The following is a 25,837-nucleotide window of genomic DNA, read 5'->3' on the forward strand; positions in this document are numbered from 1 at the left end:
AAAAGGTTAATTCTTCAACTGAGGTGTCCGCCATGAGGATCGACAGCGGCCTGAGCGGCTACTCCTACCAAAGCCGATACGTGCCGAACACGGCCGGCGCGGAGGATGTCGCCCCCGAAACGTCCAATACAAGCGCGCCCCGCGCGAGCGGCGCCAGCACTTTCTCCAGCACCCTCCTGTCGAACCAGCTCGCCTCTGCACTGTGGACCGTGGAAGGATCGCGCAAGGCGGCGGTCGAGATCGGCGCGAACCAGAACCGCAGCCGGCTCGAGGAAACTTCGCGCATCCAGGCGGTCGAGGCGGCTTACCGGGAATACGAAATACCCCCTTCGGCCTATCAGGAATTCTGATTAGACGATGCGGTCAAGAAGGCCGGCCGGCATGATGCCAGGCCGGCCTTCTTGCGTTCAGCCTTCAGTTTTCAGGCCATGCCTGTGCTCTGAAGCCGCTTCGTGAGCGTGGGCGTGGCCCTCGTGATCATGTCCATGGTTCGCCTCGCCGGCACCGCAGCAGGACGAGGACAGAGTGACGGGCTGGCCGGCGCGCCATTCGGCAAGGCTCTGGGAGAGGATCTGGACGGAGGAACTGAGAAACAGACCCGCCATGATGCCGGCGACGATCAGGTCGGGCCAGGCAGTGGCTGTGCCCCAGACACCGACAGCGGCAATCATGACGATGACATTGCCGATCGCATCATTGCGCGAGCAGAGCCAGACGGATCGCACGTTCGCATCGCCGTCCTTGTAGGACATCAGCAAGAGCACGCTTGCAACATTCGCGGCGAGTGCCAGGAAGCCGATGACACCCATGACCGGCGCTTCGGGCACGCCGCCCTGAAAGACCTGCCAGATGGTGGAGCCGTAGACCCAGAGGCCCATCAGGAAGAGGCTGACGCCCTTGGCGGCGGCCGCCATGCTGCGGGTCTTCAGCGATGCGCCGATAACGGCGAGCGAGATTCCATAGGTCACGGCATCGGCGAAGAAATCCAGCGCATCGGCCTGCAGCGCCTGGGAACGGGCGAGCTGTCCCGCCGTCATCTCGACGGCAAACATGGCGGCGTTGATGCCGATCACCAGCCAGAGCCGGCGCTTATAGGTCTCGGACATGCCGTCGAAAGGGGCGTGGTCATGGCCGCAGGCAGCACTCATATCATTCATCCTTCAGGTCTTGATGTGGTCACGCATCGACCTTAGGATCTCTAGTGACTAGAGGTTCAAGAGGTTTTTTCATGTATTCGATCGGCGATCTCTCCAAGCGAGCAGGCGTGAAGGTGCCGACCATCCGCTACTACGAGCAGATGGGTCTGATCTCGGCGCCTGACCGCACCGAGGGCAATCAGCGGCGCTACGAGAAGAGTGACCTGGAGCGCCTGACCTTCATCCGCCATGCGCGCGATCTCGGCTTTCCGATCGAGGCGATCCGGGAGCTACTGACGCTCAGCCGGCATCCGGAAGAGCCCTGCGAGCGGGCGGATCACATCGCGCGCGAGCAGCTCGACGATGTCAGGGAGAAGATCGCGCGGCTGAAGAAGCTGGAAGCGGAGCTCGCCCGGATCGTCTCGCATGGCGAATGCCATACGGTAGGGGATTGTTATGTCATCCGGGCGTTGTCCGATCACGGGTTATGCGAGCAGGAGCATTGAGGGAGAACGCCGGAGGCGCTGCCTATCGCGCCCTGATCGGTGGGTTCACGCGGCGGACTGGATTTCGAAGTCGAAGTGGATCCGGTCATAGGGGAACACAACGCCACTGTCTGCCTTGTCGATCACGCCGCTTTTTACGAGGGTGTCAATATCGGCATGGACGGCTTTGAAGTCTCGACCGACACGGCGGGCGACTTCGCGCATGGACAACGGACCCTGCCCTGTCATGACCCTGACGATCTCCAGCCGTTTGGGGGTCAGCACTCGGTGCATGGTTTCCCAGGACGGAAAGCTCAGACTGAACTCCCCGTTAAGTGGTATTTGCCCGGTCGCGGCCTTCATGGCGTCAGCGACTGTCGCCATCGTCTGATCCAGGCTTTCGATCTTCACCTTCAAGGTTGCCATTCAACCATCCTTCCACATCCGCAAGAAAGTCTGCAATCAGCGTATCGATCCCGGAAAACACATAGGGCGCTTCGGTCGCTCCTAAGTGCCGATGATCACCCTTGCCGGCCTCATTGTCATATCTGAGAACACACTCGCCGTTCGAGACAAGCGCCAGGCTGTATTTGAATGCATGCAGGCTTCCACGGACAGCAACCGGCACATGCCAGATCAGGACCTCGACGAAGACGTCGTCTCGCACGAAACTGCGCATCCTGCGGATCAACGTCGCTTTGGCCATCTTCGTCTCGCGCGATCTGATGGAGCATACTCCATCAATCGATCGACGGAAAGATCTCCGTTGACAACGGATTTAAACTGGCGCATCTAACCCGCCATGATCGACATTCGCGCAACCATCTGCTGCACGTATTTTTGGGCCTACCGGTAACCGGCGGCCTGACAAGATCACATTGTCAACAGGCCGCCGTCAGGCGGCCTTGTTGTTTTCCGGACGACTTTCCCCCTGACGGCACGAAATGAGACCAAGGGAAAGTGACATGACCGAAGATACCGACCTCACCCTGCCCCGCCCGCCGATCGTGGCCATTCGCCATGCCAAGCCGCGCGACCTGCCCGAACTCAACGCCATGATCCTGGCGCTCGCCCAGCATCACGGCGATGCATCGGCGATGACGCCTGAGGTGCTGGAGCGCGATTTGTTCGGCCCGATGCCCTGGATCCAGGCGCTGGTTGCCGACAGCGGCGAAGAAGGCCTGATCGGCTACGCCATCCTCGTGCCGCTCTACAAGGCGCAGGAAGGCAAGCGTGGCATGGAGCTGCATCATCTCTTCGTGCGTGACGGCCAGCGCGGCAACGGCATCGGCCAGCATCTCGTCGACCGCGCCAAGCAGATCGCGCGCGCCTCGGGCTGCGACTTCCTCTCAGTCTCCGCTGCCACCGGCAATTTCGCCGCACATCGCTTCTACGAAAACATGGATTTCATTCCACGCCCAGTCACCGGCATGCGCTACCTGCAGGCACTGAGCTGAACCGTTCAGGAGAGACACAAGGAGACTTGTCATGCTCCGTATCGCGATTGCGCTTCAGAATGACTATGCCGACTGGGAACCTGCGCTGCTGATGGCAGCGACGCGCTATTGGCTCGACTGTGAGGTCGTCACGGCGAGCCCGGATGGCAAGCCGGTGGTCTCAATGGGTGGATTGAAGGTGACGCCCGACAGCGGCTTTGATGCGATCGATGCCGAACAGTTCGACGCACTGATCATTCCCGGCGGTTACGCTTGGGAAAAAGGTGTCGCGTTTGACCTCACGGCGCTTGCGACTGAATTCCGCGACAAGGGTAAGGTGCTGGGCGGGATCTGCGCTGCGGCAAGCGCGCTTGCTGCGACCGGCGTGCTGGATGGCGTCGCGCATACCGGCAATTCACTCGCCTCGCATCAGAAGTATCCCGGCTATCGCGGCGAGGCCCATTACATCGACAAGCCGCAGGCAGTGAGCGATCGGAAGATCGTCACGGCAGCTGGCTCGTCGCCGGACACATTCACTATCGAGGTGCTGAAGGCGCTGGATCTCTATGGGCCGGAGGCCGAGGCGGAGCTGGCAGCCTTTGGCGCCGAGCATCGTCGCTAAGCCCGGACTTCACCGCGTCAGTGCCTGACGGGCGGGTTTTCCGACCACTTCTGCAGCGTCGTCTTGATCAGGATGAGGGCCGCCTGCTGCGCATGGTCGCGCTCGCGTGGATCGACGATGGCAGAGAGGCGTTTTTCAAAAGCGCGGACCGTTTCGTCCACCCAGAGATGCAATGCGGGATCGGGATAATTGTCGAGCAGGGACCGGAGCGCATTCTCCATCCGCCGGCGTTCAATGCTCATATCCCCTCCGAAGTCTTCTCGACGACGGAAAGATGACAGCCAAGGCTTGCGCGATGCTGAACTGGGCCGAGGCGATCATTCGACCGAGGGGACGGCCTTCAGATAGGCGGCAATCGCCTCGCGATCGCCGGAGGTCAGCTCCGCCATATTCTTCTGAACCTCGACCATGGAGCCGCCGACGCTGTCGTAGTCAGGCGTGAAACCACTCTCCAGATAGGTGACGATGTCGCCTTCGCTCCAGGAGCCCATGCTCTTCGAGCCCGGGGTGATGTTGGGGATCGTGCCCTCGCCTTCCGGATTGGGGCCACCGGCCAGCCAGCGGCCGGTCTCGAATCCACCCAGCGCGTTGCGCGGCGTGTGACATTCCCCGCAATGGCCGGGACCTTCGACGAGATACTGGCCGCGCTTCACCATGTCGGAGGCATCGGCCAGTTCGACCCGGGGCGCATCGGTGAAATAGAGGAGCTTCCAGCCGCCCAGAACGAGGCGCTGATTGAAAGGGAACTCCAGTTCATGCGGCGGCGCAACCACGTCGCTCGCAGGAAGCGTCTTCATGAAGCCGTAGAGGTCGTTGATATCCTTGGGCGTCATGCGCGCATAGGAACCATAGGGGAAGGACGGGTAGAGATGCTCGCCCGAGCGCCCGACACCCCGTGTCATGGCATCGCCGAATTCGGCGAGCGTCCAAGCGCCGATGCCGGCTTCCGGGTGGCTGGAGATGTTGGGGGCGTGGAAGGTCCCGAAATCGCTCTTCAGGGGCGCACCACCTGCCAGTACCAGCCGCGCATCGCCCGTGGCGCTGGCCTGGGCATGGCAACTCGTACAGCCGCCGGCGAAGAAGACCTCGCGACCATGGGCGAGATCCGGTTCACCGAGATCCGCCCAGACCGTCGGGTCCTGCCGGTCAGGCGCCGTAACGAAAAGGATAGCGCCAAAGCCAGCCGCTCCGAGCACGGCGAGCGTGCCCAATCCCTTGATCCATGTCGATGCCATTTCGGCCTCCATCGTCTCACTGCTGCGCCCGGCAGGATGCAAATCGGCGGGCGATCCGGATCGGCCGGAGATCGCCCGCCGTGAAGGTCTTACTTCTTCAGCCGATAGGTCTGATGGCAATCGCCACAGGTGCCGCCGATGGCCTGCATCGCGGCGCCAACGCCTGCCTGGTCGGCTGGCATGGATGCGAGCTGCGCTTCGGCAGCGGCGGTGAGCTTGGCGGACTTGGCCTTGAAGTCGTCCATGTTCTGCCAGATGGCCGGCGCGGCCTCGGAGTCCATGCCTGTCTCGCTGCCGGCAGGGAAGTGATCCGGGAAGGTCTTGCTGACCTCGACCAATGTGGTGAGAGCGGCCGTCACGGCAGCCGCATCATAGGGCTTTTCACCCTTGGCGATGGCGCCGAGTGCGCCCATGGCGCCGCCGACCTTCTTCATCTCTTCCTGACGGACGACCTGGGGTTCGCCCGCAGCGATCGCTGCGGACACGCCAAGACAGATCGCCACCGTGGCGGACAGAACGACTTTCAACTTCATCCGTTTTTCTCCATGAGCTCGGCCGGCGCACCGGCGATCGTTAGCGGGCAAGGTATGTTTGCCGTCTCCAAACATGTGAATGAAGTCACAAAGGAGTGATGCAAGGCACTGGAACCAACTTTCGGATATATATGACGAATTTCCGACAAAACTCTGTCAGCATCCTGTCAGGAAAGGTCGGTTTTCAAGGTCCTGGATGGCGCGAGGGGAAGGCTGCGGCTTGGTTCCCGGCCGTGGCCTGCAATCTCGATGTGGTCGTTGAACAGCGACAGGATGGCGAAGGCGTTGTCATGTTCGGTGTCGACCATGCCGTGAAAGTTGACAAAGTGGACATCGTCACGTTCGGCGCAATTGCCGCGGTGATCGTGACCGCAGAGATAGGCGATCGCAGCAGGAGACGCGGTGACCAGGTCGGCGAGGTGCTCCGCGTCCCACAGGGCATGATCGGATAGTGGATAGATGGGATAATGCCCGAGCAGGATCACTTTCTCGCCGGCCGCCTCCGCCGCCGAAAGCCGCGCAGCGAGCCAGCTCACCTGACGGTCGGACATACCACCATTCCAGTCATTGGCGTTCGGCGCGTCCATGGCCTTCATGCCAGCCAGACGCTGCTCGGCCTCCAATCGTCGGCTGTCCCCCACAGGTGGCGCAAACAAGGAGATCTCGTTGCCGTCGGTGACGAGCAGGCGCAGACCTTTGAGCTTTACCTCGTGATAAGGCGCCGGCATGCCAAGGGCGGCATGGACCGCAGACAGCCGGTCGGGCTCGACCAGAAAGTCGTGATTGCCCGGCAAGAGAATGCGCGGCGCATCGAGCGTGTCGAGGATTTCGAGCACCGGCGCCAGGCTTTCCCAATCACGATCGATGAGATCGCCCAGCACCACCACTGCGTCCAGCGCCTGGGTGTTGAAATGGGCAACCGCCTCGCGGAGCTTGGGCAGCGATCGGCGAAAATAGCGGTTCAGTCGGGTGTTCGGATCGAGGTCGGCATATTGGGGATCGGCGATGATGCCGAGCCTCAGGCGGGGTGTGTCAGTCGTCATGGCCCATCCTTACGGCTCCGCTCATTGTTCGGAGCGGAGCCATAAGGATAGCCCATGACGACCGGATGACACTCAGCCCGGCAGGTTGGGCTGTATCTTCGTCGGGGGCATCAGTCCGCCGTAGACCGTCATGCAGATCAGGGTGAGCGGCACGGCAAGCATGGCGCCGACGGCACCCCAGAGCCAGGTCCAGAAGACAATCGCGATGAAGAGCATGAAGGCGTTCATCTCAAGACGCTTGCCCATGACGGCCGGTATGAGGAGGTTTTCCATCAATCCGTTGAGCGTGAAGAAAACCAAGGCGGGCAGCAGGCCCAGCAGCAGGGTATCGTGCACCAGCAGCCCGGCAACGGCCATGGCGCCGGTCACCATGGCGATGCCGAGGAAGGGGATGAAGCTCAGGAGGAAGGAGGCCACGCCCCAAAGCGCGGGATTGCCCAGGCCACCAAACCAGGCCACGAGACCGGCCACCACCCCGAATATGCCATAGACGATGACGGCAGTGGCGAAATAGTAGCCCAGCGCTTCTTCGACTTCGTTCAGCATACGGATGGCCTTCAGGCGACGATCGCGGTGGGAAAAGGTGCGGATGAGCCCGCGCCGCAGCGCCAGGCGCGAGGACAGGAACAGCAGAAGGCTGGCGATGAAAATGAAAATCTGGATCAGGGCCGGCGTCACACCCGTCGCCACGGTGGACAGAATGGCGCCCGAGTTTTCCAGCATGGCTTCCATCGACTCCGGACCACGCGAAAGCACCCGCAGGGGGCCTTCGAGCCAGGAGACCTGCTGCAGGTATTCGATGGCTCGATTGACCATGTCCGGGCCGGTTTCGATGAGCATGCTGATCGGCGACCAGATGATGCTGACTAGAAATCCGAGGATGACAATGAAGAGGCTGGAGAGAATGATCGCCGTCAGCATCGGTGGCGAACCAAGTTTTCCGAGGCGGTCGGCGGCAAGCCCCAGGATGAGACCAACCACAATTGCCATGGTGAGCGGAATGAGCACGAAAGAGGCGAGATGCAGCGCGACCAGCGCGAAGATCCCAAAGAGGCCGATCACGCTCCAGGATACGACATAATCGAGTCCCGTCTTCTGGAAACGGACCTTGCGCGGCGGTTTTTGAAGATCAGCGACCTCGACGTTCACCGGCATGTCTCCGATGCGAGCCTGCAGGGCTGGCGTGACTTCATCATGACGTTGTTCCCCCTTCGAGATGCCTCTCAACGCTCGGGAACAATTTCCGTTCCACCAGGGAAACAAAGGACCTCGGGGGCCGGAGCCGGCCCCCTCCGGATCACGCCTGGTCGGCCACCAAGGTAATGCCGATGCCCCAGGGATCGGTCAGGCGATAGCCTTCGGCGCTCCGTTCGACCCTGATCTCGAGACCTTCGAGCGTTGTGAGCACCTTGTCGAGGGTCTCACGGTCGTTGAAGGCGAGCGCATAGTCCTGCAGACCCGTCATTGCGCCAGTGCGGGCGGGCGCATTGCGGCTGTTCCAGACATTGGCCGCCACATGATGGTGATAGCTGCCGGAGGCGAAGAAACTGGCGCCGGGATAGCTCGCCATCTTCTTCAGGCCGAGCACGCCTTCGTAGAACCGGTCCGCCTCGGGCACACTGCCGACCTGCAGGTGGATGTGGCCGAGTGCTGCCTCAGGTGACATGCCGGTCCAGGGCGTTTTGGCGGCGCTGTCGTAGAGCGCCTGCAGGTCGAGGCGGTTGGTTGCCATCTCCACCGTGCCGTCGGCATGATAGGTCCATTCCTCCGGCTTGCGATCGCGATAGACCTCGATGCCGTTGCCTTCAGGGTCCGAGAGGTAGATCGCCTCGCTCACCAGATGGTCGCTCGCGCCTTCGAATTGCAGGCCGAGTTTCGCGGCATGGGCGAGCCAGTGGGCGAGTTCGGCGCGATCCGGCATGAGGAAGGCGTTGTGGAAGAGACCGGCTGCATTTCGCGGCGCTTGAGCGGCATCGCCACGTGTGGTGAGCGTCAGCAGGGCGCGCTCGCCGGCGCCGAGTTCAACGCCGCTCGCGCTCTGCTCGAAGCGCTTCAGCCCGAGCGCCTGTTCGTAGAAGCCGGCCATGATGTCGAGGTCACGAACGACGAGATGGGCGCGCCCGACATGGACGGGGCGGCTGAGGGCAAAGGACTCGGCTTCACTGGTTCTTGCGGTCATCGGATAGTCTCCTTCTGCCTGTGCGGCACATGCACATGATATGGCGCAATTGCGTCGTTCACAAAAGATGGCAATCAATCGATAGATTGTTCGATAAAGCTTGACGATCAATCGCATCCCAAAGTTGATCTTGATCAATGCGTATTGCGCCGCCGAGACGCATTCTCTCCTCACAAAAGAGGAAGCACCCGGTGGGTGACAAAGGAGAGCAAGATGTACAAGAAAATCATCGTTCCGGTTGATCCTGCAGCTGCTGACGTTGGCGAGCGGACCCTGACCAAGGCCAAGTCCCTGCTCGACGCAGGCGGTGAGATCGTGCTCCTGACCATCATCGAGGATATTCCGGGCTATCTCGCCATCGACGTTCCCGTCGATCTGATCGAAGGCGCGATCAACGATGCCAAGGCCAAGCTCGTCGAACTCAAAGAGAAGACCGGAGTGACGGCCCATATCGAGATCCGCTCCGGTGCGCCCGCCCGCGAGATCCTGGCGACGGCCGAGGAGCACAAGGCCGACCTGATCATCGTCGGCTCGCATGTGCCCGACTTCTCCAACTATTTCATCGGCGCCACGGCCGACCGGGTGGTGCGCCATTCGAAGATTTCCGTTCTGGTCGACAGGTGAGATCATGCAGAACCCCGCACAGCCCATGGACACCGCCCATTTCGAACGCATCCTGCTCGCGCGGAAAGACGAGATCGGGCGGCGTCTGAAAAAAATCGACACAGACCTCGGCACGCTGAAAAGCGCCGATAGCACCGAGCGCGCGACGGAGTCCGAAAATGACGAGGTGCTGGAGGAATTCGGCCAGGTCGGCGAGGAGGAATTGCGGGCGATCGACGCCGCTCTGGACCGGATCGCCAATGGGCGGTATGGTCAATGCGTCACATGCGGTGAGCTGATTTCGATCGAAAGACTGAATGCCGTCCCGCATACGCCATTCTGCAAGGACTGCGCAGCCTCCCACTGAGAGGCGCTTTTCGGGGGCGATGGGCAGGCCGGAGTGATGAGCTCCGGCCTGTTTCTATTTGAGCGTTATTTCTTGCGCATGGCTTCGGCGAGTGCGGCCCCAAGGCCGCCCATGGCCGGCTGCTCCGGCTTCGGCGGGCGGGCGTTGGAATGCTTCATGGCATTGGCATTGCCCTTGGCATCGCCGCGCAGGGAGGGTTGCTGCGCCTCGCCGCCGTCTTTCCGCATGGTGAGCGCGATGCGCTTGCGCTTGACGTCGACTTCGACGACGCGAACCTTCACGACATCGCCGGCCTTCACCACCTCATGCGGATCTTTGACGAAGCGGTCGGCAAGCTGGGAGACGTGGACCAGACCATCCTGATGCACGCCGATATCGACGAAGGCGCCGAAAGCGGCGACATTGGTGACCGTGCCTTCGAGCGTCATGCCGATCTTGAGGTCGGTGATTTCGTCGATGCCTTCGGCAAAGGTCGCCGTCTTGAAGGACGGGCGCGGGTCGCGGCCGGGCTTTTCCAGTTCGGCGAGGATGTCCTTGACGGTCGGCAGGCCGAACTGATCGTCGATGAAGCGCTTGGGGTCGAGGCTCTTCAGCGTGGCGCTGTCGCCCATCAGCGAGCGCAGGTCGCGACCACAGGCGGCGACGATCTTCTTCGCCACGCCATAGGCTTCCGGGTGGACGGATGACGCATCGAGCGGCTCCTTGCCGTTCGGAATACGCAGGAAGCCGGCGCATTGTTCGAAAGTGCGGGCGCCGAGGCGCGGGACTTTCAGCAGATCCTTGCGGCTGGAGAAGGGACCGGTCTCGTCGCGATGGGAGACGATCGCTTCCGCCGTCGTCTTGCCGAGGCCGGAGACGCGAGCAAGCAGCGGGGCGGAGGCCGTATTCACATCGACGCCGACGGCATTCACCGCATCTTCAACGACGGCATCCAGCGAGCGCCCGAGGCGGCCCTGGTCGACATCATGCTGGTACTGGCCGACGCCGATCGACTTCGGCTCGATCTTGACGAGTTCGGCGAGCGGATCCTGCAGACGGCGGGCAATCGAGACGGCGCCGCGGAGCGATACGTCGAGATTGGGGAATTCCTTGGCGGCCGTTTCCGAGGCCGAATAGACGGAAGCCCCGGCTTCAGACACGATCACCTTGGTCGGCTTCGGCGCGGTGGACGGGAACTGGGCGAGCATATCGGCCACCAGCTTTTCCGTCTCGCGGCTGCCGGTGCCATTGCCGATCGAGATCAGCTCGACATTGTGCTTGCGAATGAGGCTCGCGAGTTCGGTCTGGCTGCCGCGGATGTCGTTGCGCGGCTGGAAAGGATAGACGGTGGTCGTCTCGACCACCTTGCCGGTGCCGTCGATGACGGCGACCTTGACGCCGGTGCGGATGCCGGGATCAAGGCCCATGGTCGGGCGGGAGCCTGCGGGAGCTGCGAGCAGCAGATCCTTGAGATTGCGGGCAAAGACATGGATTGCCTCTTCCTCGGAGCGCTCGCGCAGGTCGCGCATCAGGTCGAGCGAGAGGGAGACGGAGAGTTTGACGCGCCAGGTCCAGCCGGCGACCTCCATCAGCCATTGATCGGCGGGACCCTTGCCGGCGACGTGATAGGCGGCGGCGATCATGCGCTGGCTGGTCTTTATCGGGGACGTGTCGTCGCGGTCGACCTCGATGGAGAGCGACAGGAACTCCTCATTCCAGCCGCGCAGCATGGCGAGCGCCCGGTGGCCGGGCACGGTTGCCCAGCGTTCGAAATGGTCGAAGTAATCGGAGAACTTCGCTCCGGCCTCGGCCTTGCCATCGACGAGTTTGGAATAGAGGATCGCGCGATCCTTCATGTCGTTGCGCAGGCGACCGATCAGATCGGCGTTTTCCGAGATCTGCTCGGCGATGATGTCGCGGGCGCCTTCGAGCGCTGCCTTCACGTCAAGAACTTCCTCGGTGATATAGGCTGCGGCCAGCTTCTGCGGGTCGCTCGTGCGGTCGGCAAGGATGGCGTCGGCCAGCAGCTGCAGGCCCTTTTCGCGGGCGATCTCGGCGCGGGTGCGGCGCTTCGGCTTATAGGGCAGATAGAGGTCTTCGAGCTCAGCCTTGGTGGTGACCTGGGCGATCTTGCGGGCGAGGTCGTCGGTCATCTTGTCCTGGCCGTCGATGCTTTCGAAGATCGACTTGCGGCGGGCGGCAAGCTCGCGCAGATAGATCAGCCGTTCAGCGAGATTGCGCAACTGCGTATCGTCGAGACCGCCGGTCACTTCCTTACGGTAGCGGGCGATGAAGGGAACCGTGGCGCCCTCGTCCAGCAGGCCGACGGCCGATATGACCTGGTCGGGCCGGGCGTTGATCTCGGTGGCGATGAGGGCGGCAATGGATCTGATGTCGTCGGCCATGGGTCATCCGTCTGATCTGGTAAGCGGCGGACCATAGCGGGCGAATGCGGCAAGGCAACGGGCATGCGGCCCACTTCACAGGAAAGCATGGCCTTTGGAGGTCAATTCGGCTTGACCTTTGCCCCCTTCCCCCTTAACCGCCGGGCATTCCCTTGTGGCACTGGAGGCTGGTGATGAAGGTTTTGTTGATCGGTTCGGGTGGACGCGAACATGCGCTGGCCTGGAAGATTGCCCAGTCGCCTGATCTCACCAAGCTCTATGCCGCCCCCGGCAATCCCGGGATCGCCGAAGAAGCGGAACTGGTTGTCCTCGATACCGAGGATCACGCTGCTGTCGTCGCCTTCTGCAAGGACAAGGCCATCGACTTCGTCGTCGTCGGGCCGGAAGCACCGCTGGTGGCGGGTATTGCCGACCGGCTGCGCGAGGCCGGGATCGCCGTCTTCGGACCTTCCGCCGCCGCGGCCCAGCTCGAAGGCTCCAAGGGCTTTACCAAGGATGTCTGCGCCCGGTTCAACATTCCGACCGGCGCCTACCAGCGCTTCAACAATGCGCCGAAAGCCAAGGCCTATGTGCGCGAGCAGGGGGCACCGATCGTCATCAAGGCCGACGGGCTGGCTGCCGGCAAGGGCGTGACGGTTGCGATGACGCTGGACGAGGCGCTGGCGGCCATCGACGATTGCTTCGAGGGCGCATTTGGGGCTGCCGGTGCGGAAGTCGTGGTCGAAGCGTTCCTCGATGGCGAGGAAGCGAGCTTCTTCTGCCTCTCCGACGGAAAGTCACTGCTGCCGCTTGCGACCGCCCAGGACCATAAACGTGTGGGTGATGGCGATACCGGCCCGAACACCGGCGGCATGGGTGCCTATTCGCCAGCACCGGTCATGACGGCAGAGATGGTCGAGCGGACGATGAAGGAAATCATCGAGCCGACCATGCGCGGCATGGCGGAGATGGGGCATCCCTTCCAGGGCGTGTTCTTTGCCGGGTTGATGATCACGGCCAAGGGTCCGGAACTGATCGAATACAATGTCCGCTTCGGCGATCCGGAATGCCAGGTGCTGATGATGCGGCTGAAGAGCGATCTGCTGCCGATCCTCCATGCTTCCGCCACCGGAACGCTGGATAAGGTGACGGCCGAGTGGAGCGACGATCCGGCGCTGACTGTGGTGCTGGCCTCGAAGGGCTATCCGGGCGCTTACGACAAGGCGACGCCCATGACTGCTGTGCCAGAGGCAGGCGATGGCGCGAAGGTCTTCCACGCCGGTACGGCGCTTAAGGATGGCCAATTGGTCGCGACCGGCGGGCGTGTGTTGAATGCCACGGCGCGTGGCGCAACGGTGGCCGAGGCCCAGGCTGCCGCCTATGGCCTGGTCGATGCCGTCCAGTGGGAGAACGGCTTCTGCCGCCGCGATATAGGCTGGCAGGCGATTGCACGCGAAAAGGCCTGATTTGCGGCCGTTTTCCGGGTTCTTCGGGAGAAAATCCGTCCGTTCGTTCAAATTTTACCAAAGCTCCTGACCGGATCGAAAGAAACGCTTGCTAACGTTCATCCCAACAATCGGGGAAAAACGTGATGCGCCGTATCGCTTCGACAGCCATGATCCTTGTCACTTCCATGATCGCCACGCCGGTCCTGGCGGGATCGATCTCGATCGTCACCGGAATGGCGGCGAGCCAGCCGAGCGTGCTCGAGATCGACTGTGCCCATTGCCCGGCACCGGTCGTGAAGGCATCCAAGTCAGATTACCAGGTGCCGACTGTCCCCTCCGGCAGCCAGACGGCCGAAGTGGTCGATGTCAATGGCGAGAAGAAGCTGAAGCGGGTCGAAAGCTGGCTCGGCGGATCGCCGGTCGTGGTCTACACCTCGGCATCCGGCTGGGCGACCGACGGCTCGGCCATCGTCGCCGGCGCCTTGCCTTTGCAAAATGAAATCGACCATGATGCAACGACCGCTGCGGTCGACGCGCCCCAGGACGAGAAGCCTGCCCCGGCGCTGGCCGGTTTCGAACTTCGACTGAACTGATCCATTTCTCATCCGCCCGCCAAACGATCCGGGCGCGGCGGTCTCTCGTGGTCGACACGGACATAACGCCCGGCCCAGTCCCGGGCGTTATGCCGTAGGCACCCCCAGATTTTACCAGTATATTTTTATAGCGCCATATATTCAGGTGCTTAAAGTCATCTCAATCTTTGGCGATGAGACTCTGTCGCAATCCGTCGACACATGAAGTGCCGATCCTGTTCGCTTGTTCCTCCCCCGGCGCCCGAACCGCTCGACAGACGAAAGCTTCCCTCGCCATGAAGAATCTCAGGATTTCACTTCAGCTCATCATGCTGATCGGTGGACTGATGGCCGCCTTTGCGGCAGCTACCTTTTTCCAGGTCCGCTCCTCCACCGAAACCATTTACGAACAGCGCTACGAACTCCTGAGAACCCAGGTCGAGTCGGCGCTCTCCGTGATGAAGGACTACAACGAGCGGGCCGCCGCCGGTGAGTTCACGGTCGAAGAGGCGCAGAAGCTCGCTTATGGCCAGGTCGGCAAGATGCGATTCGAGCCGGATGGCTATTTCTTCGCCTATGACTACGACGTCGTGATGGTCTTCCATCCGAACACCAAGCTGGTCGGCAATTCCAGCAAGGGCAAGGGCGATACGAACGGCTTCCTCTACCGCGACGAACTGGTCAAGCTGGGCCGCGCCGGCGGTGGCTTCGTCGAATTCATCGGCCCGAAACCAGGTCAGGATCCGAACGACTACAGCTTCCCCAAGGCCGCCTATGGCAAGGCCTTCGAGCCCTGGAACCTCGTCGTCGTCACCGGTCTCTACACGGACGACCTGAAGGCCGAAATCCGCTCCAGCATCATCAAGACCGTCAGCCTGTCCGTCGGGATCTTCCTGTTCGCCCTGATCGCCGCATTCTTCGTCATTCGCAACATCACCAAGCCGCTCAAGGCCATCCATGATGCGCTCGAAGCTGTTGCCGACGAGAATGTCGATATCGCCATTCCGCACACGGACATGGGCAACGAGATCGGCATGATGGCCAAGGCGACCAAGAGCCTGCAGGACAAGGTACGAGAGCGCCACGCCATGACCGCCCGCCAGGAAGAGCAGCAGCGTGAGCTCGACAGCGAGCGCAGCCAAAATGCCGAGGCGCAGCTTTCCGAAGCGCGTCAGCAGGCGCACGTCGTCTCGACCATCGGCCAGTCGCTCGAACTTCTCGCCGATGGCGATTTGACCGTGCGCTGCGCCGATCTCGGCCCGAAATATGCCGGTCTGCGCGACAACTTCAACGAAGCGCTCGCCCGCCTCGAAGAAGCCATGGCCCGCGTCAACCTCAAGGGCAACGACATCGCCGTTTCGAAGGAAGAGATCCGTCGGGCGTCCGGCGAACTCGCCACCCGCACCGAGCGTCAGGCCGCCAATCTCGAAGAGACCTCGGCTGCCCTCGACGAACTGACCGTTGCCGTCCGCCAGACGGCAGACGGTGCACGTGAAGCGGCCAACCGCGTCGGCTCGGTCAGCGCCGAGGCCCGCCAGAGCGACGAGATCGTCACCAAGGCGATCAACGCGATGAGCGGTATCGAGCAGTCCTCCGCCGAGATCACCAAGATCATCGGCGTGATCGACGAGATCGCCTTCCAGACCAACCTTCTGGCGCTCAATGCCGGTGTCGAAGCGGCGCGCGCCGGTGAAAGCGGCAAGGGTTTTGCCGTCGTCGCCCAGGAAGTGCGTGAACTGGCCCAGCGCTCCGCGGCTGCCGCCAAGGAAATCAAGGACCAGATCGCCCGATCGTCCGCCCAGGTCGAACAGGGCGTGCAGCTGGTCGGCCAGACGGGCGAAGCGCTGAAGCGCATCTCCGGCCAGATCGCCAGCGCCAACGATATCGTCTCGAAGATCTCGCACAGCGCGCAGGAGCAGGACACGACCCTTCGGTCGATCTCGTCCGCGGTCAACCAGCTCGATACGGCGACCCAGCAGAACGCGGCCATGGCCGAGGAAACGACGGCTTCGGCCGAGGTTCTCGCCAACGACACCGGCGACCTGCTCGAGCTGATCCGTGGCTTCAAGACCAGCCAGTCGGGGGCCGGCCAGCAGCAGTATCGCATGGCGAGCTGAGTCTGGACGACATCAGAGATTTGGGGCCGTCGGAGCAATCCGACGGCCTCTTGCTTTTCAGGCGGTACCGTCCACCCGGGCTGCGAGCCTGTCGAGTTCGCGGTCTGAGAAAACCTCGATACCGGCTTGGCACATCAAGGCCGCCGTGACGCCGAAGCCGGGATGGCGGATGCCGGAGAAGGAGCCGTCATAGATGAAGCCGGAGCCGCAGGACGGGCTTCCATCGATGAGGAGTGCGAAACGACAGTTCTCGTCCTGCGCAAAGGCAACCGCCCTCTTCCCGCCTTCGATGAATTCCGCCGTCACATCGCCGCCCGTCACCTCCAGCACGCGTGCGCGGCCGGCCAGCACATCCTCGCCATTCATGCCGCCTTCGATCTCCGCCGGCGGACGCGGGGTCGACAGGCCACCGGCCTGTTCGGGACAATAGCCGACGAGGCGACCCTCGGCCTTCCAGCGCTCGATCAGCGGATCATGCAACGGCTTGCCCTTGCCGTCATAGCGGACGGGGCGGCCGAGCAGGCAGGCGCTGATGAGGATCTTGGGTGGCATGGAGATCATTCGTCTAGCATGCGCGAGATGTCTGCGCGCTCGTGAATGATACGAACGACCTCGACCATGCTATCCGCAAGAATTATATAGAAAATCAGATGTGAACCGGACCGGCGGCGGCGATAGCCTTGTCGAAGTGTGCCCATATCGGTACCCGAATACGGATGAGTTCCGATTTCGGCAATCGTACCCAGGATTTGCTTCAGGTAGTGCTCCGCCTGGGCCTCGGACCAACGATCCCGCGTGTAGTCACCGATATCGAGAAAGTCTAGTCGCGCTGCAGGACTGAGCCGGATCTCAAACACGGCTTTTCCATCTTTCCCAAACGGAAGTCATTAGATCTTCTGGATCGAAAGAAACGGAGGGCCCACTGTTCTCCCCCTCGATCAGCGCGTTGCGCAGCCATTCGATCCGGGCCTGCTCCTCCTTCAGAAGCTGCAAACCGGCCTCAACCACTTCTTCGGCCGATTTGAACTCGCCGCTTTCGAGCTGGGCATCGATAAAGCTGTCATAGGGTTCGGCGATGGTCACCTGGACGGGCTTGTTCATGCGGGTGGCCTCCGGCTTTCTTCGCGTCAAGAGTAACACAAGATATCGAGGTCGGAAAACGGTCACTAGAACTGAAAAACCCCGCCGAAGCGGGGTCTCAAATCGTCAGCCTGTGATCTTGGAGAAGTCCGCGACCGTTGCCGTCGCCTCGCGGATCGCCTTCAAGAGGGCGAGGCGGTTGGCGCGGATGGCGGCGTCCTCGTCGTTGACCAGGACGTCCTCGAAGAACTTGTCGACCGGGCCGCGCAGTGTCGAGAGCGCCTGCATGGCGGAGCGGAAGTCTTCCGCGGCGACCGCGTCAGCAGCCGATTTCGACGCCGACTGAATGGCCGCGAAGAGGGATTTTTCGGCGTCGAGCTTGAGCAACGCCTCCGAGACGCCATCGGCGACGACGGTGCCCTTCTTCTCTTCGGCAGTCAGCAGCTGGGTGGCGCGCTTGGTGCCGGCCAGCAGGTTCAGGCCGTCTTCCGAGGTGATGAAGGCGGTCAAGGCTTCGGCCTTGCGGGCGACCATCAGCAGGTCGTCGGCCTCGGGCGTCAGCACGGCATCGATGATGTCGTGGCGGGCGCCCTGGTCGCGCAGGTAGACCTTGAGACGGTCGTGGAAGAAGGAGAGGAGGTCGGCATCCTTGGCAACCGAGGCGATCGGTAGACGGATACCCTTCTCCAAAATCATGCGTACCACGCCGAGCGCCGCACGACGCAGCGCATACGGATCCTTCGAGCCGGTCGGCTTCTCGTCGATCGCCCAGAAGCCGACAAGCGTATCCAGCTTGTCGGCGAGCGCGACGGTGAGGCCGACGTTGTCTTCCGGCAGGCGGTCCGAAGGGCCGTTCGGCTTCCAGTGGTCTTCGATGGCAGCGGCGACGGAGGCATCTTCGCCCTGCAGGAGCGCATATTTGCGCCCCATGGCGCCCTGGAGTTCGGGGAATTCGCCGACGGCTTCGGTGCGCAGGTCGGCTTTCGCCAGCACCACGGCGCGGTCGACGAGGGCGGCATCAGCGCCAACGATCGGGGCCAGCACCTTGGCCAGTTCGCGAATGCGGGCGACGCGCTCCCCTTGCGTGCCGAGCTTGGCGTGGAAGGTGACGTTCAGCGCATCGAGCTTCGCCATACGCTGGTCGAGCGGCTTCTTGAGATCCAGGTCGAATTTGGCGGCCGAGGCCGTCAGCGTATCGAGGTCGGGCAGGTCGCCCTGGTCGCGCTTCCAGAAATGCAGAGCATCCGACAGGCGGGCGCGCACGACCTTGCCGTTGCCATGCATGATTTCCTTGCCGCCATCGGTGGCCTGGATGTTGGAAATCAGGATGAAATGGTTGGAGAGCTTGTCGGTCTCGCCTTGCGGCCGCACGACAAAGCACTTCTGGTTGGTCTTGATCGTCAGGCGGATGATCTCGGCCGGGATCGAGAGGTAATCCTCTTCAAACGTGCCGAGCAGAACCTGCGGCCATTCGACAAGGCCGGAGACTTCCTCCAGCAGGCCCTCGTCCTCGACGAGTTCGAGACCATTGGCGAAGGCGATGTCGCGGGCGTCGTGCAAGATCATGTCCTTGCGGCGCTCGGCATCGAGGATAACCTTGGCGCGTTCCAGGTTGGTGACGTAGTCGTCGAAGCGGCGCACGGTGATGGCGTCGGGCGCGTGGAAGCGGTGGCCATAGGTGATGTTCGAGGCGACGATACCGTCGATCTCGAAGGGGATGACCTGGACTTCGTCATGCTCGGGGCCGAAGGTGCAGACGATCGACTGCAGCGGGCGGACCCAGCGCAGGCTTTCCATGCCCTTGCCCTCGATGCCGCCATAGCCTGAGCCCTTGGGCATAGAGGCAAAGCCTGATCGCATCGATTTGGGCCAGGGGAAGGTCCGGATGATGCCGGGCATGACATCGGCAATGATCTCTTCCGCCGCACGGCCGGGCTTTTCCAGATAGGCGACGTAGAAATCGCCCTTCTTCGGATCGGTCTTGATGATCGCCTGATCGATCGAAGTGAGGCCGGCGCCGCGCAAAAAGCCGTCGATCGCACCCTGGGGGGCAGAGATGCTCGGACCCTTCTTCTCTTCCTTGACGTCGGCCGAGCGGGCGGTGAGGCCACGGATATCCAGCGTCAGGCGGCGCGGCGTCCAGTATTCGCGCGCGCCCTCATAGGTCAGACCCGCATCGACCAGCGCATCGGTGACCATCTTCTTCAGATCGCCAGCCGCCTTGCGCTGCATGCGGGCCGGGATTTCTTCGGAGCGGAGTTCGAGCAGGAGATCGGGCATCGATTGAGACTTTTTCGCTTGTTGCAGAAGGCTGCGGCGGACTTAGCAAGCCGCGCGGCAAAAGTCATCCATGGATGCGTGCAAAATGGCGGGTGGATCAGGCGGCGGACAATGGGATCATCAGCATTCAGCCAGTGGTCACCCCCACCCGCCGCTTCGCGGCGACCTCCCCCCTCAAGGGGGAGGTGGGTGGTGCGACGCCAGCGTCTCAACCACCCTCCCCTTGAGGGGGAGGGTCGGAGCGAAGCTCCAGGGTGGGGTGATCCGGCGGAGGCTGACGAACAGTGTTGGATGCTGGCACCGATCCGGGCCGGGCCGTTCTGCTGGAAGGCCAGACATTCGGGTGCAGTTCGAAGAATATCTCGCGTTCGCGGACCGCAGCGTAGATTGTGTCCAAGACGGCTTCGAGTTCCGTCAGAACTTCGGCGTTCCAGAAGCGGATCACTTTGTATCCCTGCTTCTCCAGAAAGGACGTCCGTGCAGCATCTCGCACCAATTCAGCATCCTTGGCATGCTGAGAGCCATCCAGTTCAATGATCAGCCCGATCTGGTGACAAGCGAAATCCGCGATGTAGGGCCCGATCGGAACCTGGCGACGGCAATGGCTACCGTCGATGGGAATGCGCCAGAGATGGCGCCAGAGTTTTCGCTCGGCATCCGTGCTGGTAGATCGCAGACGCTTGGCATTGGCGCGGCGAAAGCGATCCATGGAAGTGGGAGGTCTGGGCATGTCGCTGGTTCCCGAACCGTCATCTGTCCATGGAACTTCGAATCTCAGCGCGTTGCAACTCCGGGGATTGAGGGGAAATGCGAGAGCTTGGCCAGGATCACCCCCACCCGCCGCTTTGCGGCGACCTCCCCCTCTAGGGGGAGGTGGGTGATCACCACCCTCCCCCACCGCCGCCGCCGCCGCCGCCGCCGGAGGAGCCGCCGGAGAAGCCTGAGGAGGACGAGGAACTGGAAGGGGGTGGTGTCGGGATGGTCGAAGCAATCGTCGAGGCCATGGACGACGAGAAGCCGCCGATGCGGTCACCGAAGCCCCCGGGATTGCTGCCATGATACCAGACCGGGCTGTAGGCGGCGGCTGCAGCGCCGGCGGCGGCCGTCGCAAGCCAGGTCTCAAACGTTTGCGACCAGGGCTTTTCGACGCCCAGCGCGACAGCATAGGGCAAGAGCTTTTCGAAGTGGCTGGGCGACATGGTCGGGGCGCCTGCCATGTTCATGCGGTCCTTTTCGGCGAGCGTCAGATAGATGCGCAGACCCTCGATGCCATCCATCAGTTTGCGGCCGAGCGGCGTCGGCGCGCCCATGAGGTAGAAGAAGAGCAGGTTCACCAGGAGGATGCCGCCGAAGGCGATGAGGACCGGGAACTGGTGGGTGGATTCGAGATTCATCCACATGGAGATCAGCATCAGACCCATGGTGGAGAGCGCGACGAAGCCGATGAGGGAGAGCGCCACGATGGTGATGATCTTGCTGAATAGGGAGCGCCCGCGGCGCAGGCTGCGCCCCAAACCGATTGTGAAGGTGCCGAAGAACAGCGAAAAGAAGGTCGGCACGAAGATCAGCGCGTAGACGTCCTCGTTGAGGTCGCCGAAAATGAAGAGGGCGGCGACCACGGCGATCGAGAGGCCGATGCCGAGCGAGGTGTAGCCGGCATTGCCCTTGTAATACTTGTTGCGGTGTTCCTTTTCGATCGCCTGGCGGAAGCGATTGCCGACCGATTGCACCTTCTTGCCGTTGGCCTTGTCGATGACGAGCGTGTCATCGGCCGAGGGTATCTCGGCGATCAGGGCTGCCTGCCCCGCCGGTAGCTTGCCGTCCACCGGCTTTGCCGTTCGGCGGATGGTGATGCTTCTTTCGAGATCGTCGAGCTCGACATAGCCCTTGACCGCGAGGTCGAGCGCGGAGGCCGAGAGCGCTGTCCAGCCGGCACCGGAAAAGCCGGTGTTGTCGATATAATTGACCAGTGCCGGCGAGATACCATCGGGCGGATCCCAGCGCGGAACGACGACGCCCTTCGCGGGATCACGGCCGACTTTGAGCCAGGAGCGGAGGTAATAGAGGAAGATGACGGCGAGGCCGCCGAAGCCGATAATGGTGTTGAGGTTGTCGCGGATGAACCACCAGGTGCTGTCTTCCGACGTGGGCGCTGCGACCACCCCCTTGCCGAAGGCGAGCACGATGGTCAGGCCTTCGGCCGGGCCGAGCGGCTCTGTCGTTTCGAATTCCAGGCCGTCTGAGCCCGGGATCTCGCGGGCATCCTGCGCAGTCGAGCCGGAAGGGCCGGTATAGACAGTGGTTCTCGTCGGCACCGCATCGTTCGGCAAGGCAACTCTAGCACTCGCCTCTTCGATCGGGAAGAGCCAGCCATTGCCGGTGACGTTCCAGTAGAGTTCGTCGTGATCGTCGAAATAGCGGATCTGGCGGCCGGTGCGGTAGGTGATGGTGTAAGTGTATTCGCCCGGCTGCAGGAGGACATCGCCGGAGCCGGCATAAATGCGGATGCCGCCGCTCACCGACTCGGTGTGATTGGCTTCCGGCCGACCGTCGCGCTCGACCGAAATCAGCTCGAAATCGACCTTCTGGCGGTAGCCCCGCGCGTCCTGCGCGTAGAGCGGAAAATCGCGGAAAATGCCGCGCCTGATCTCATTGCCTTCGGCATTGACCGTGATCGTCTCCGTCACCTCGACCGTAGCGTCAGGCAGGACGGTGATGTCGGCATTGTAGTCGCGGATCACCTCTTCGGCCTGCGCGCCGCATGCCATCCAGATGAGGAGAAGGAAGGCGGAGCACAGGCGGAAGAGCGTGGTCATTTCTGGTCGTTCCTGACGAGGTCGACGCCGAGGGAAGCCAGCGCATCCCAGTAGCCGGGATAGGTCTTGGCCACACAGCCGGGGTCGAGAATGGTGATGTCGCGGATTTTGAGACCCGCGAGCGCAAAGCTCATGGCGATGCGGTGATCGGCGAAGGTGTCGATCTCGGCCGGCAGCGACTGGCCTGCGAGCGAGGGGGCAGAGAAGACCAGGAGGTCGTCGCCCTCTTCCTTGGCCAGACCCTCGCGGATGTTGTTGAGGCCCGTCGAGACGGCGCGGATGCGGTCGCACTCCTTGACGCGTAGGTTCTCGATGCCGACGAAACGCACCGGCGTCTCGTTGAAGGCGGCAAGCACCGCGATCGTCGGGATCGCGTCCTGCATCTGGCTGCCGTCGATTACGGCGGGCATGTTGGGGAACTGTGCGATCACGTCATAGGCCTTGGCGTCCGGCTGGGTGAAGTCACCCGACGGCGTGCCGATATCGATCTGGCCCTTGGTCAGCACTTCAGCGCCCCAGAGATAGGTGGCAGCAGACGCATCCGGCTCGATATGGAAATCGGTCGCGGTGTAACCGGTCGGCTGGATGACCCAGGACGACGGTGTCGGTTGTTCGACCTTGGCGCCGAAGGCACGCATGGCTGAAAGCGTCAGGTCAATATAACCGCGCGCGCCGATATCGGCACCGGCAAGCTCGATGGTGAACGGCTCGGAACCGCAGGCCGCTGCCATCTGGAGGGCGGAAACATACTGGCTGGAGAGGCCGGCATCGATCACGACGTGGTTCTTCCCGAAGGCACCCTTGGCATCGATGGCGACCGGCGGGCAGCCCGAGGGGGCGGCAATCGCCACGCCGAGCGACTGCAGCGCTTCGACCAGCGGCTTGATTGGGCGCTTGCGCATGTGTTCGTCGCCATCGACGACGTAACGGCCCTGGCCGAGCGCCAGCGCTGCCGTCAGGAAGCGGGTGGCGGTGCCGGCATTGCCGAGGAAAAGCGGCGCTTCGGGTGCCTTCAGTTCGCCAGTGCTGGTGACGACGAAGGTTGTCGCATCCGGCTCCTCGACGGTCACGCCCATCTGGCGCAGGGCTTCCGCCATGTAGCGGGTGTCGTCGCTCTTCAGCGCGCCGGTCAGCCGGCTGGTGCCCTTGGCGAGGCCTGCCAAGAGAAGCGCGCGGTTGGTGATGGATTTCGAACCCGGAGGGCTCACCTTGCCGGTCAGGGCATGGGTGGGCGGAAGGATGGTCACACTGTCAGTCGTCATGATCTCGGTCTCTAAAGGGACATCCGCCGAAGGACGTCAGAACTTGACCGTCGGTACCGCACGGTCGGCCTCGTTGGCAATCTCGAAATAGGGTTTCTTCGAGAAGCCGAACTGGCCGGCGACGAGGTTGTTGGGGAAGCTCTCGACCTTGACGTTGAGGTCGCGGGCCGCGCCATTGTAGTAGCGGCGCGACATCTGGATCTCGCCTTCCACGGTTTCGAGCGAACGCTGCAGCTCGAGGAAGTTCTCATTGGCCTTCAGATCCGGATAGGCTTCGGCAAGCGCGATGATCCTGCCCAGCGCCGCCCCGAGCAGGCCCTCAGCCTGGGCGCGGCCGGCGACGTCGCCTGCCGGCACGGCCTGCGCCTTGTTGCGCAATTCGACGACGTTCTCCAGCGTCTCCTTCTCGTGGCCGGCATAACCCTTCACCGTCTCGATCAGGTTGGGGATCAGGTCGGCACGGCGTTTCAGCTGCACATCGATGCCCGACCAGGCTTCCTCGGCCATCTGCCGGGCCTTCACCAGGCCATTGTAGATGAAGACGAGGTAGGCGCCGATGGCGGCGATGATGGCAAGCGTCGTGAACATGGATGGCAGTCCTCCCAAGAATTTCGCAGACGTTACACCAATATTCGCCGACTGGAAGCGGCATATTGTGACGGAAATGCTCGGACCGATCGCCGGCGCTGCTGCTTACGAGCGTGACGTACGGGATCGTTTGCAATTGCACTCAAAGGGAAAGGAAGCCAGGAGGACGGATAGAGCGATCGGTCGGCGCGCATCAATTTGACCGCAATGCGCGCCGAAGCGGCACTACTTTTCGTTAAAGACGGTGCAGAACAAGCGCAACCCCGAAGCGGCCCGCCTAAAAACGGTATAGGAAGCCAGCTCGAAGCCCCTGGATTTCCAGTATTTCTTGTTTTCTTCGAGATTGTTCCAACCATCGATACGCCAGTCGATGTTCTGACTGTTCGGCTTGTAGTGCAGCCGGACCAGGGCGCTTTCGACGCCCAGTCCACGCTCGCCACTGTCCTTGCATTCCATCTTGGTGACGATCATGCCATTGCTGCCGAGCTTGTCCGCGTATTTGAAAACGACCTTGCCCGACATCCAGTCGGAAGTTTCGGCCTGCGCCAGACCAGCTGCCGATGCGAGCGAGACTGAAAATGTAGCGAGAAATACGAGAGAACGACCGATATTCATTATGACCCCTATCCATAAACCCGAGGGGATCCTAACCAATCTCGACTTCAATTCAAGGTTGAATTTCACTGGGCTCACCAAGAGTTTTCAGTCCCTTAGGATCCGCCCTGGTCAGGCCGCCCGGCCGAAATTCACCCCACCCGCATCCGTCAGCAGAAACGCTTCGCCGCAGCTTTTTGCGAGCGTCCGGACACGGCCGATATAGGCCTGGCGCTCGGTGACCGAGATGACGCCGCGGGCGTCGAGCAGGTTGAAGATATGGCTTGCCTTGATGCACTGGTCATAGGCCGGGAAAACGCATTTGTGCAGGCGCTGGTTCTCGCTGTCAGCGGGGGCGCCGGCGGCAAGCAGGGCCTGGCATTCCTTCTCGGCATCGATGAAATGGCGATGCAGCATCTCGGTGTTGGCGAATTCGAAGTTGTGGCGGGAATATTCCTGCTCGGCCTGCAGGAAGACGTCGCCATAGGAGATCTTCTCTTCGCCTTCGCGACCGTTGAAGTTGAGGTCGTAGACGTTGTCGACGCCCTGGACATACATGGCGAGACGCTCGAGACCATAGGTCAGTTCGCCGGCGACGGGCGAGCAGTCGATGCCGCAGACAGCCTGGAAGTAGGTGAACTGCGAGACTTCCATGCCGTCGCACCAGCATTCCCAGCCGAGACCCCAGGCGCCGAGCGTTGGGCTTTCCCAGTCGTCCTCGACGAAGCGGATGTCATGCAGAAGCGGATCAAGCCCGATCGCCTTCAGCGAGCCGAGATAGAGCTCCTGGAGGTTGGACGGGTTCGGCTTCAGGATGACCTGATACTGGTAATAATGCTGCAAACGGTTGGGGTTTTCGCCGTAGCGGCCGTCGGAAGGGCGGCGCGAGGGCTGCACGTAAGCGGCGCGCCAGGGCTTGGGGCCAAGAGCCCGCAGCGTAGTGGCCGGATGGAAGGTGCCGGCGCCGACTTCCATGTCGTAGGGCTGGAGAACGGCACAGCCCTTGTCGGCCCAATAGGCATGCAGCGTCAGGATCAGCGCCTGAAAGGAGCGCTTGGGGTCCATGTGCGGGGCAAGG

The 25,837-nt window shown here is 62.2% G+C and carries 29 protein-coding genes; 9 read left to right on the plus strand and 20 right to left on the minus strand.

What is annotated here, in order from left to right; all coding sequences use genetic code 11:
• Positions 1-32 precede the first annotated feature (32 nt).
• A complete protein-coding gene (locus E9677_RS00810; protein WP_136556207.1) occupies positions 33-350 on the plus strand; it encodes a hypothetical protein in 318 nt (105 codons plus the stop codon).
• 57 nt (positions 351-407) lie between these two features.
• On the opposite strand, the gene E9677_RS00815 is transcribed toward E9677_RS00810, so the two are convergent.
• Positions 408-1,148 carry a cation transporter gene (locus E9677_RS00815; RefSeq protein ID WP_136556208.1) on the minus strand — a complete coding sequence of 247 codons (741 nt, stop codon included), beginning with the start codon at positions 1,146-1,148 and terminating at the stop codon, positions 408-410.
• An 80-nt stretch (positions 1,149-1,228) separates the two neighbouring features.
• On the opposite strand from E9677_RS00815, the gene E9677_RS00820 reads away from it, so the two are divergent.
• Positions 1,229-1,642 (plus strand): MerR family transcriptional regulator, encoded by a 414-nt coding sequence (locus tag E9677_RS00820; protein ID WP_136556209.1) that lies wholly within the window; start codon positions 1,229-1,231, stop codon positions 1,640-1,642.
• Between the two features lie 45 nt (positions 1,643-1,687).
• On the opposite strand, the gene E9677_RS00825 is transcribed toward E9677_RS00820, so the two are convergent.
• Both E9677_RS00825 and E9677_RS00830 read right to left on the minus strand, forming a co-directional pair.
• Complete coding sequence (locus E9677_RS00825) at positions 1,688-2,047, minus strand: HVO_A0114 family putative DNA-binding protein (RefSeq protein WP_136556210.1); 360 nt, start codon at positions 2,045-2,047, stop codon at positions 1,688-1,690.
• Entirely contained in the window at positions 1,989-2,327 is a 339-nt protein-coding gene (locus tag E9677_RS00830; RefSeq protein WP_136556211.1) for a toxin-antitoxin system TumE family protein, read from the minus strand. The genes E9677_RS00825 and E9677_RS00830 overlap by 59 nt, the downstream gene beginning before the upstream one ends.
• 259 nt (positions 2,328-2,586) lie before the next feature.
• On the opposite strand from E9677_RS00830, the gene E9677_RS00835 reads away from it, so the two are divergent.
• Together E9677_RS00835 and E9677_RS00840 are read left to right on the plus strand one after the other, a co-directional pair.
• Positions 2,587-3,078 (plus strand): GNAT family N-acetyltransferase, encoded by a 492-nt coding sequence (locus E9677_RS00835; protein ID WP_102019433.1) that lies wholly within the window; start codon positions 2,587-2,589, stop codon positions 3,076-3,078.
• Positions 3,079-3,109: 31 nt separating this feature from the next.
• On the plus strand, positions 3,110-3,679 hold the full coding sequence (locus E9677_RS00840; protein WP_136556212.1) for a DJ-1/PfpI family protein: 570 nt from the start codon (positions 3,110-3,112) through the stop codon (positions 3,677-3,679).
• Between the two features lie 17 nt (positions 3,680-3,696).
• Here E9677_RS00840 and E9677_RS00845 read toward each other — a convergent pair whose 3' ends face one another.
• The 6 genes from E9677_RS00845 to E9677_RS00870 form a co-directional block, all read right to left on the minus strand.
• Positions 3,697-3,921 (minus strand): hypothetical protein, encoded by a 225-nt coding sequence (locus E9677_RS00845; RefSeq protein WP_136556213.1) that lies wholly within the window; start codon positions 3,919-3,921, stop codon positions 3,697-3,699.
• 75 nt (positions 3,922-3,996) lie between these two features.
• Positions 3,997-4,914, minus strand: a complete 918-nt coding sequence (locus E9677_RS00850; protein WP_136556214.1) for a cytochrome c — start codon at positions 4,912-4,914, stop codon at positions 3,997-3,999.
• A gap of 89 nt (positions 4,915-5,003) precedes the next feature.
• Positions 5,004-5,447: a c-type cytochrome gene (locus tag E9677_RS00855; protein ID WP_136556215.1), complete on the minus strand. Its 444-nt coding sequence runs from the start codon at positions 5,445-5,447 to the stop codon at positions 5,004-5,006.
• A 167-nt stretch (positions 5,448-5,614) separates the two neighbouring features.
• The gene (locus E9677_RS00860) at positions 5,615-6,490 is read right to left on the minus strand and encodes a metallophosphoesterase (protein WP_136556216.1); all 876 of its coding nucleotides are present in this window, start codon (positions 6,488-6,490) and stop codon (positions 5,615-5,617) included.
• Between the two features lie 72 nt (positions 6,491-6,562).
• Complete coding sequence (locus E9677_RS00865) at positions 6,563-7,639, minus strand: AI-2E family transporter (protein WP_136556217.1); 1,077 nt, start codon at positions 7,637-7,639, stop codon at positions 6,563-6,565.
• Between the two features lie 148 nt (positions 7,640-7,787).
• Positions 7,788-8,669 carry a VOC family protein gene (locus E9677_RS00870; RefSeq protein WP_136556218.1) on the minus strand — a complete coding sequence of 294 codons (882 nt, stop codon included), beginning with the start codon at positions 8,667-8,669 and terminating at the stop codon, positions 7,788-7,790.
• Positions 8,670-8,882: 213 nt separating this feature from the next.
• On the opposite strand from E9677_RS00870, the gene E9677_RS00875 reads away from it, so the two are divergent.
• Together E9677_RS00875 and E9677_RS00880 are read left to right on the plus strand one after the other, a co-directional pair.
• Positions 8,883-9,293 (plus strand): universal stress protein, encoded by a 411-nt coding sequence (locus E9677_RS00875; protein WP_136556219.1) that lies wholly within the window; start codon positions 8,883-8,885, stop codon positions 9,291-9,293.
• 25 nt (positions 9,294-9,318) lie between these two features.
• Complete coding sequence (locus tag E9677_RS00880; protein WP_168801132.1) at positions 9,319-9,639, plus strand: TraR/DksA family transcriptional regulator; 321 nt, start codon at positions 9,319-9,321, stop codon at positions 9,637-9,639.
• A gap of 65 nt (positions 9,640-9,704) precedes the next feature.
• Here E9677_RS00880 and E9677_RS00885 read toward each other — a convergent pair whose 3' ends face one another.
• Entirely contained in the window at positions 9,705-12,023 is a 2,319-nt protein-coding gene (locus tag E9677_RS00885; protein ID WP_136556221.1) for a Tex family protein, read from the minus strand.
• Between the two features lie 173 nt (positions 12,024-12,196).
• On the opposite strand from E9677_RS00885, the gene purD reads away from it, so the two are divergent.
• The 3 genes from purD to E9677_RS00900 all read left to right on the plus strand — a co-directional run bounded on the left by purD (position 12,197) and on the right by E9677_RS00900 (position 16,139).
• Positions 12,197-13,468, plus strand: a complete 1,272-nt coding sequence (gene purD, locus E9677_RS00890) for a phosphoribosylamine--glycine ligase (RefSeq protein WP_136556222.1) — start codon at positions 12,197-12,199, stop codon at positions 13,466-13,468.
• A gap of 125 nt (positions 13,469-13,593) precedes the next feature.
• Positions 13,594-14,043 (plus strand): plant virulence effector HPE1-like domain-containing protein, encoded by a 450-nt coding sequence (locus E9677_RS00895; RefSeq protein ID WP_136556223.1) that lies wholly within the window; start codon positions 13,594-13,596, stop codon positions 14,041-14,043.
• 275 nt (positions 14,044-14,318) lie between these two features.
• On the plus strand, positions 14,319-16,139 hold the full coding sequence (locus E9677_RS00900; protein ID WP_136556224.1) for a methyl-accepting chemotaxis protein: 1,821 nt from the start codon (positions 14,319-14,321) through the stop codon (positions 16,137-16,139).
• A gap of 57 nt (positions 16,140-16,196) precedes the next feature.
• Here the strand turns inward: E9677_RS00900 and E9677_RS00905 are convergent, their stop codons facing one another.
• From E9677_RS00905 to E9677_RS00950, 10 genes are all read right to left on the minus strand, one after another.
• A complete protein-coding gene (locus tag E9677_RS00905) occupies positions 16,197-16,700 on the minus strand; it encodes a DUF523 domain-containing protein (RefSeq protein WP_136556225.1) in 504 nt (167 codons plus the stop codon).
• Entirely contained in the window at positions 16,697-16,996 is a 300-nt protein-coding gene (locus E9677_RS00910) for a type II toxin-antitoxin system RelE/ParE family toxin (protein WP_136556226.1), read from the minus strand. Before E9677_RS00910 ends, E9677_RS00905 begins: the two co-directional genes overlap by 4 nt.
• On the minus strand, positions 16,989-17,240 hold the full coding sequence (locus tag E9677_RS00915) for a type II toxin-antitoxin system ParD family antitoxin (RefSeq protein WP_136556227.1): 252 nt from the start codon (positions 17,238-17,240) through the stop codon (positions 16,989-16,991). Before E9677_RS00915 ends, E9677_RS00910 begins: the two co-directional genes overlap by 8 nt.
• Before the next feature lie 105 nt (positions 17,241-17,345).
• On the minus strand, positions 17,346-19,499 hold the full coding sequence (gene glyS, locus E9677_RS00920) for a glycine--tRNA ligase subunit beta (protein WP_136556228.1): 2,154 nt from the start codon (positions 19,497-19,499) through the stop codon (positions 17,346-17,348).
• Between the two features lie 208 nt (positions 19,500-19,707).
• Positions 19,708-20,229: an endonuclease domain-containing protein gene (locus E9677_RS00925; RefSeq protein ID WP_168801087.1), complete on the minus strand. Its 522-nt coding sequence runs from the start codon at positions 20,227-20,229 to the stop codon at positions 19,708-19,710.
• Positions 20,230-20,380: 151 nt separating this feature from the next.
• Positions 20,381-22,315: a DUF2207 domain-containing protein gene (locus tag E9677_RS00930; RefSeq protein WP_136556229.1), complete on the minus strand. Its 1,935-nt coding sequence runs from the start codon at positions 22,313-22,315 to the stop codon at positions 20,381-20,383.
• On the minus strand, positions 22,312-23,577 hold the full coding sequence (locus tag E9677_RS00935; protein WP_136556230.1) for a 3-phosphoshikimate 1-carboxyvinyltransferase: 1,266 nt from the start codon (positions 23,575-23,577) through the stop codon (positions 22,312-22,314). Before E9677_RS00935 ends, E9677_RS00930 begins: the two co-directional genes overlap by 4 nt.
• Positions 23,578-23,613: 36 nt before the next feature.
• Positions 23,614-24,165: a LemA family protein gene (locus E9677_RS00940; protein ID WP_054148853.1), complete on the minus strand. Its 552-nt coding sequence runs from the start codon at positions 24,163-24,165 to the stop codon at positions 23,614-23,616.
• A gap of 225 nt (positions 24,166-24,390) precedes the next feature.
• Entirely contained in the window at positions 24,391-24,849 is a 459-nt protein-coding gene (locus E9677_RS25470; protein WP_235882820.1) for a hypothetical protein, read from the minus strand.
• 42 nt (positions 24,850-24,891) lie between these two features.
• Positions 24,892-25,824 (minus strand): glycine--tRNA ligase subunit alpha, encoded by a 933-nt coding sequence (locus E9677_RS00950; RefSeq protein ID WP_136557145.1) that lies wholly within the window; start codon positions 25,822-25,824, stop codon positions 24,892-24,894.
• Positions 25,825-25,837: the final 13 nt, after the last annotated feature.

It is taken from the genome of Peteryoungia rhizophila (assembly GCF_004912145.1).
Lineage (GTDB): Bacteria > Pseudomonadota > Alphaproteobacteria > Rhizobiales > Rhizobiaceae > Allorhizobium > Allorhizobium rhizophilum.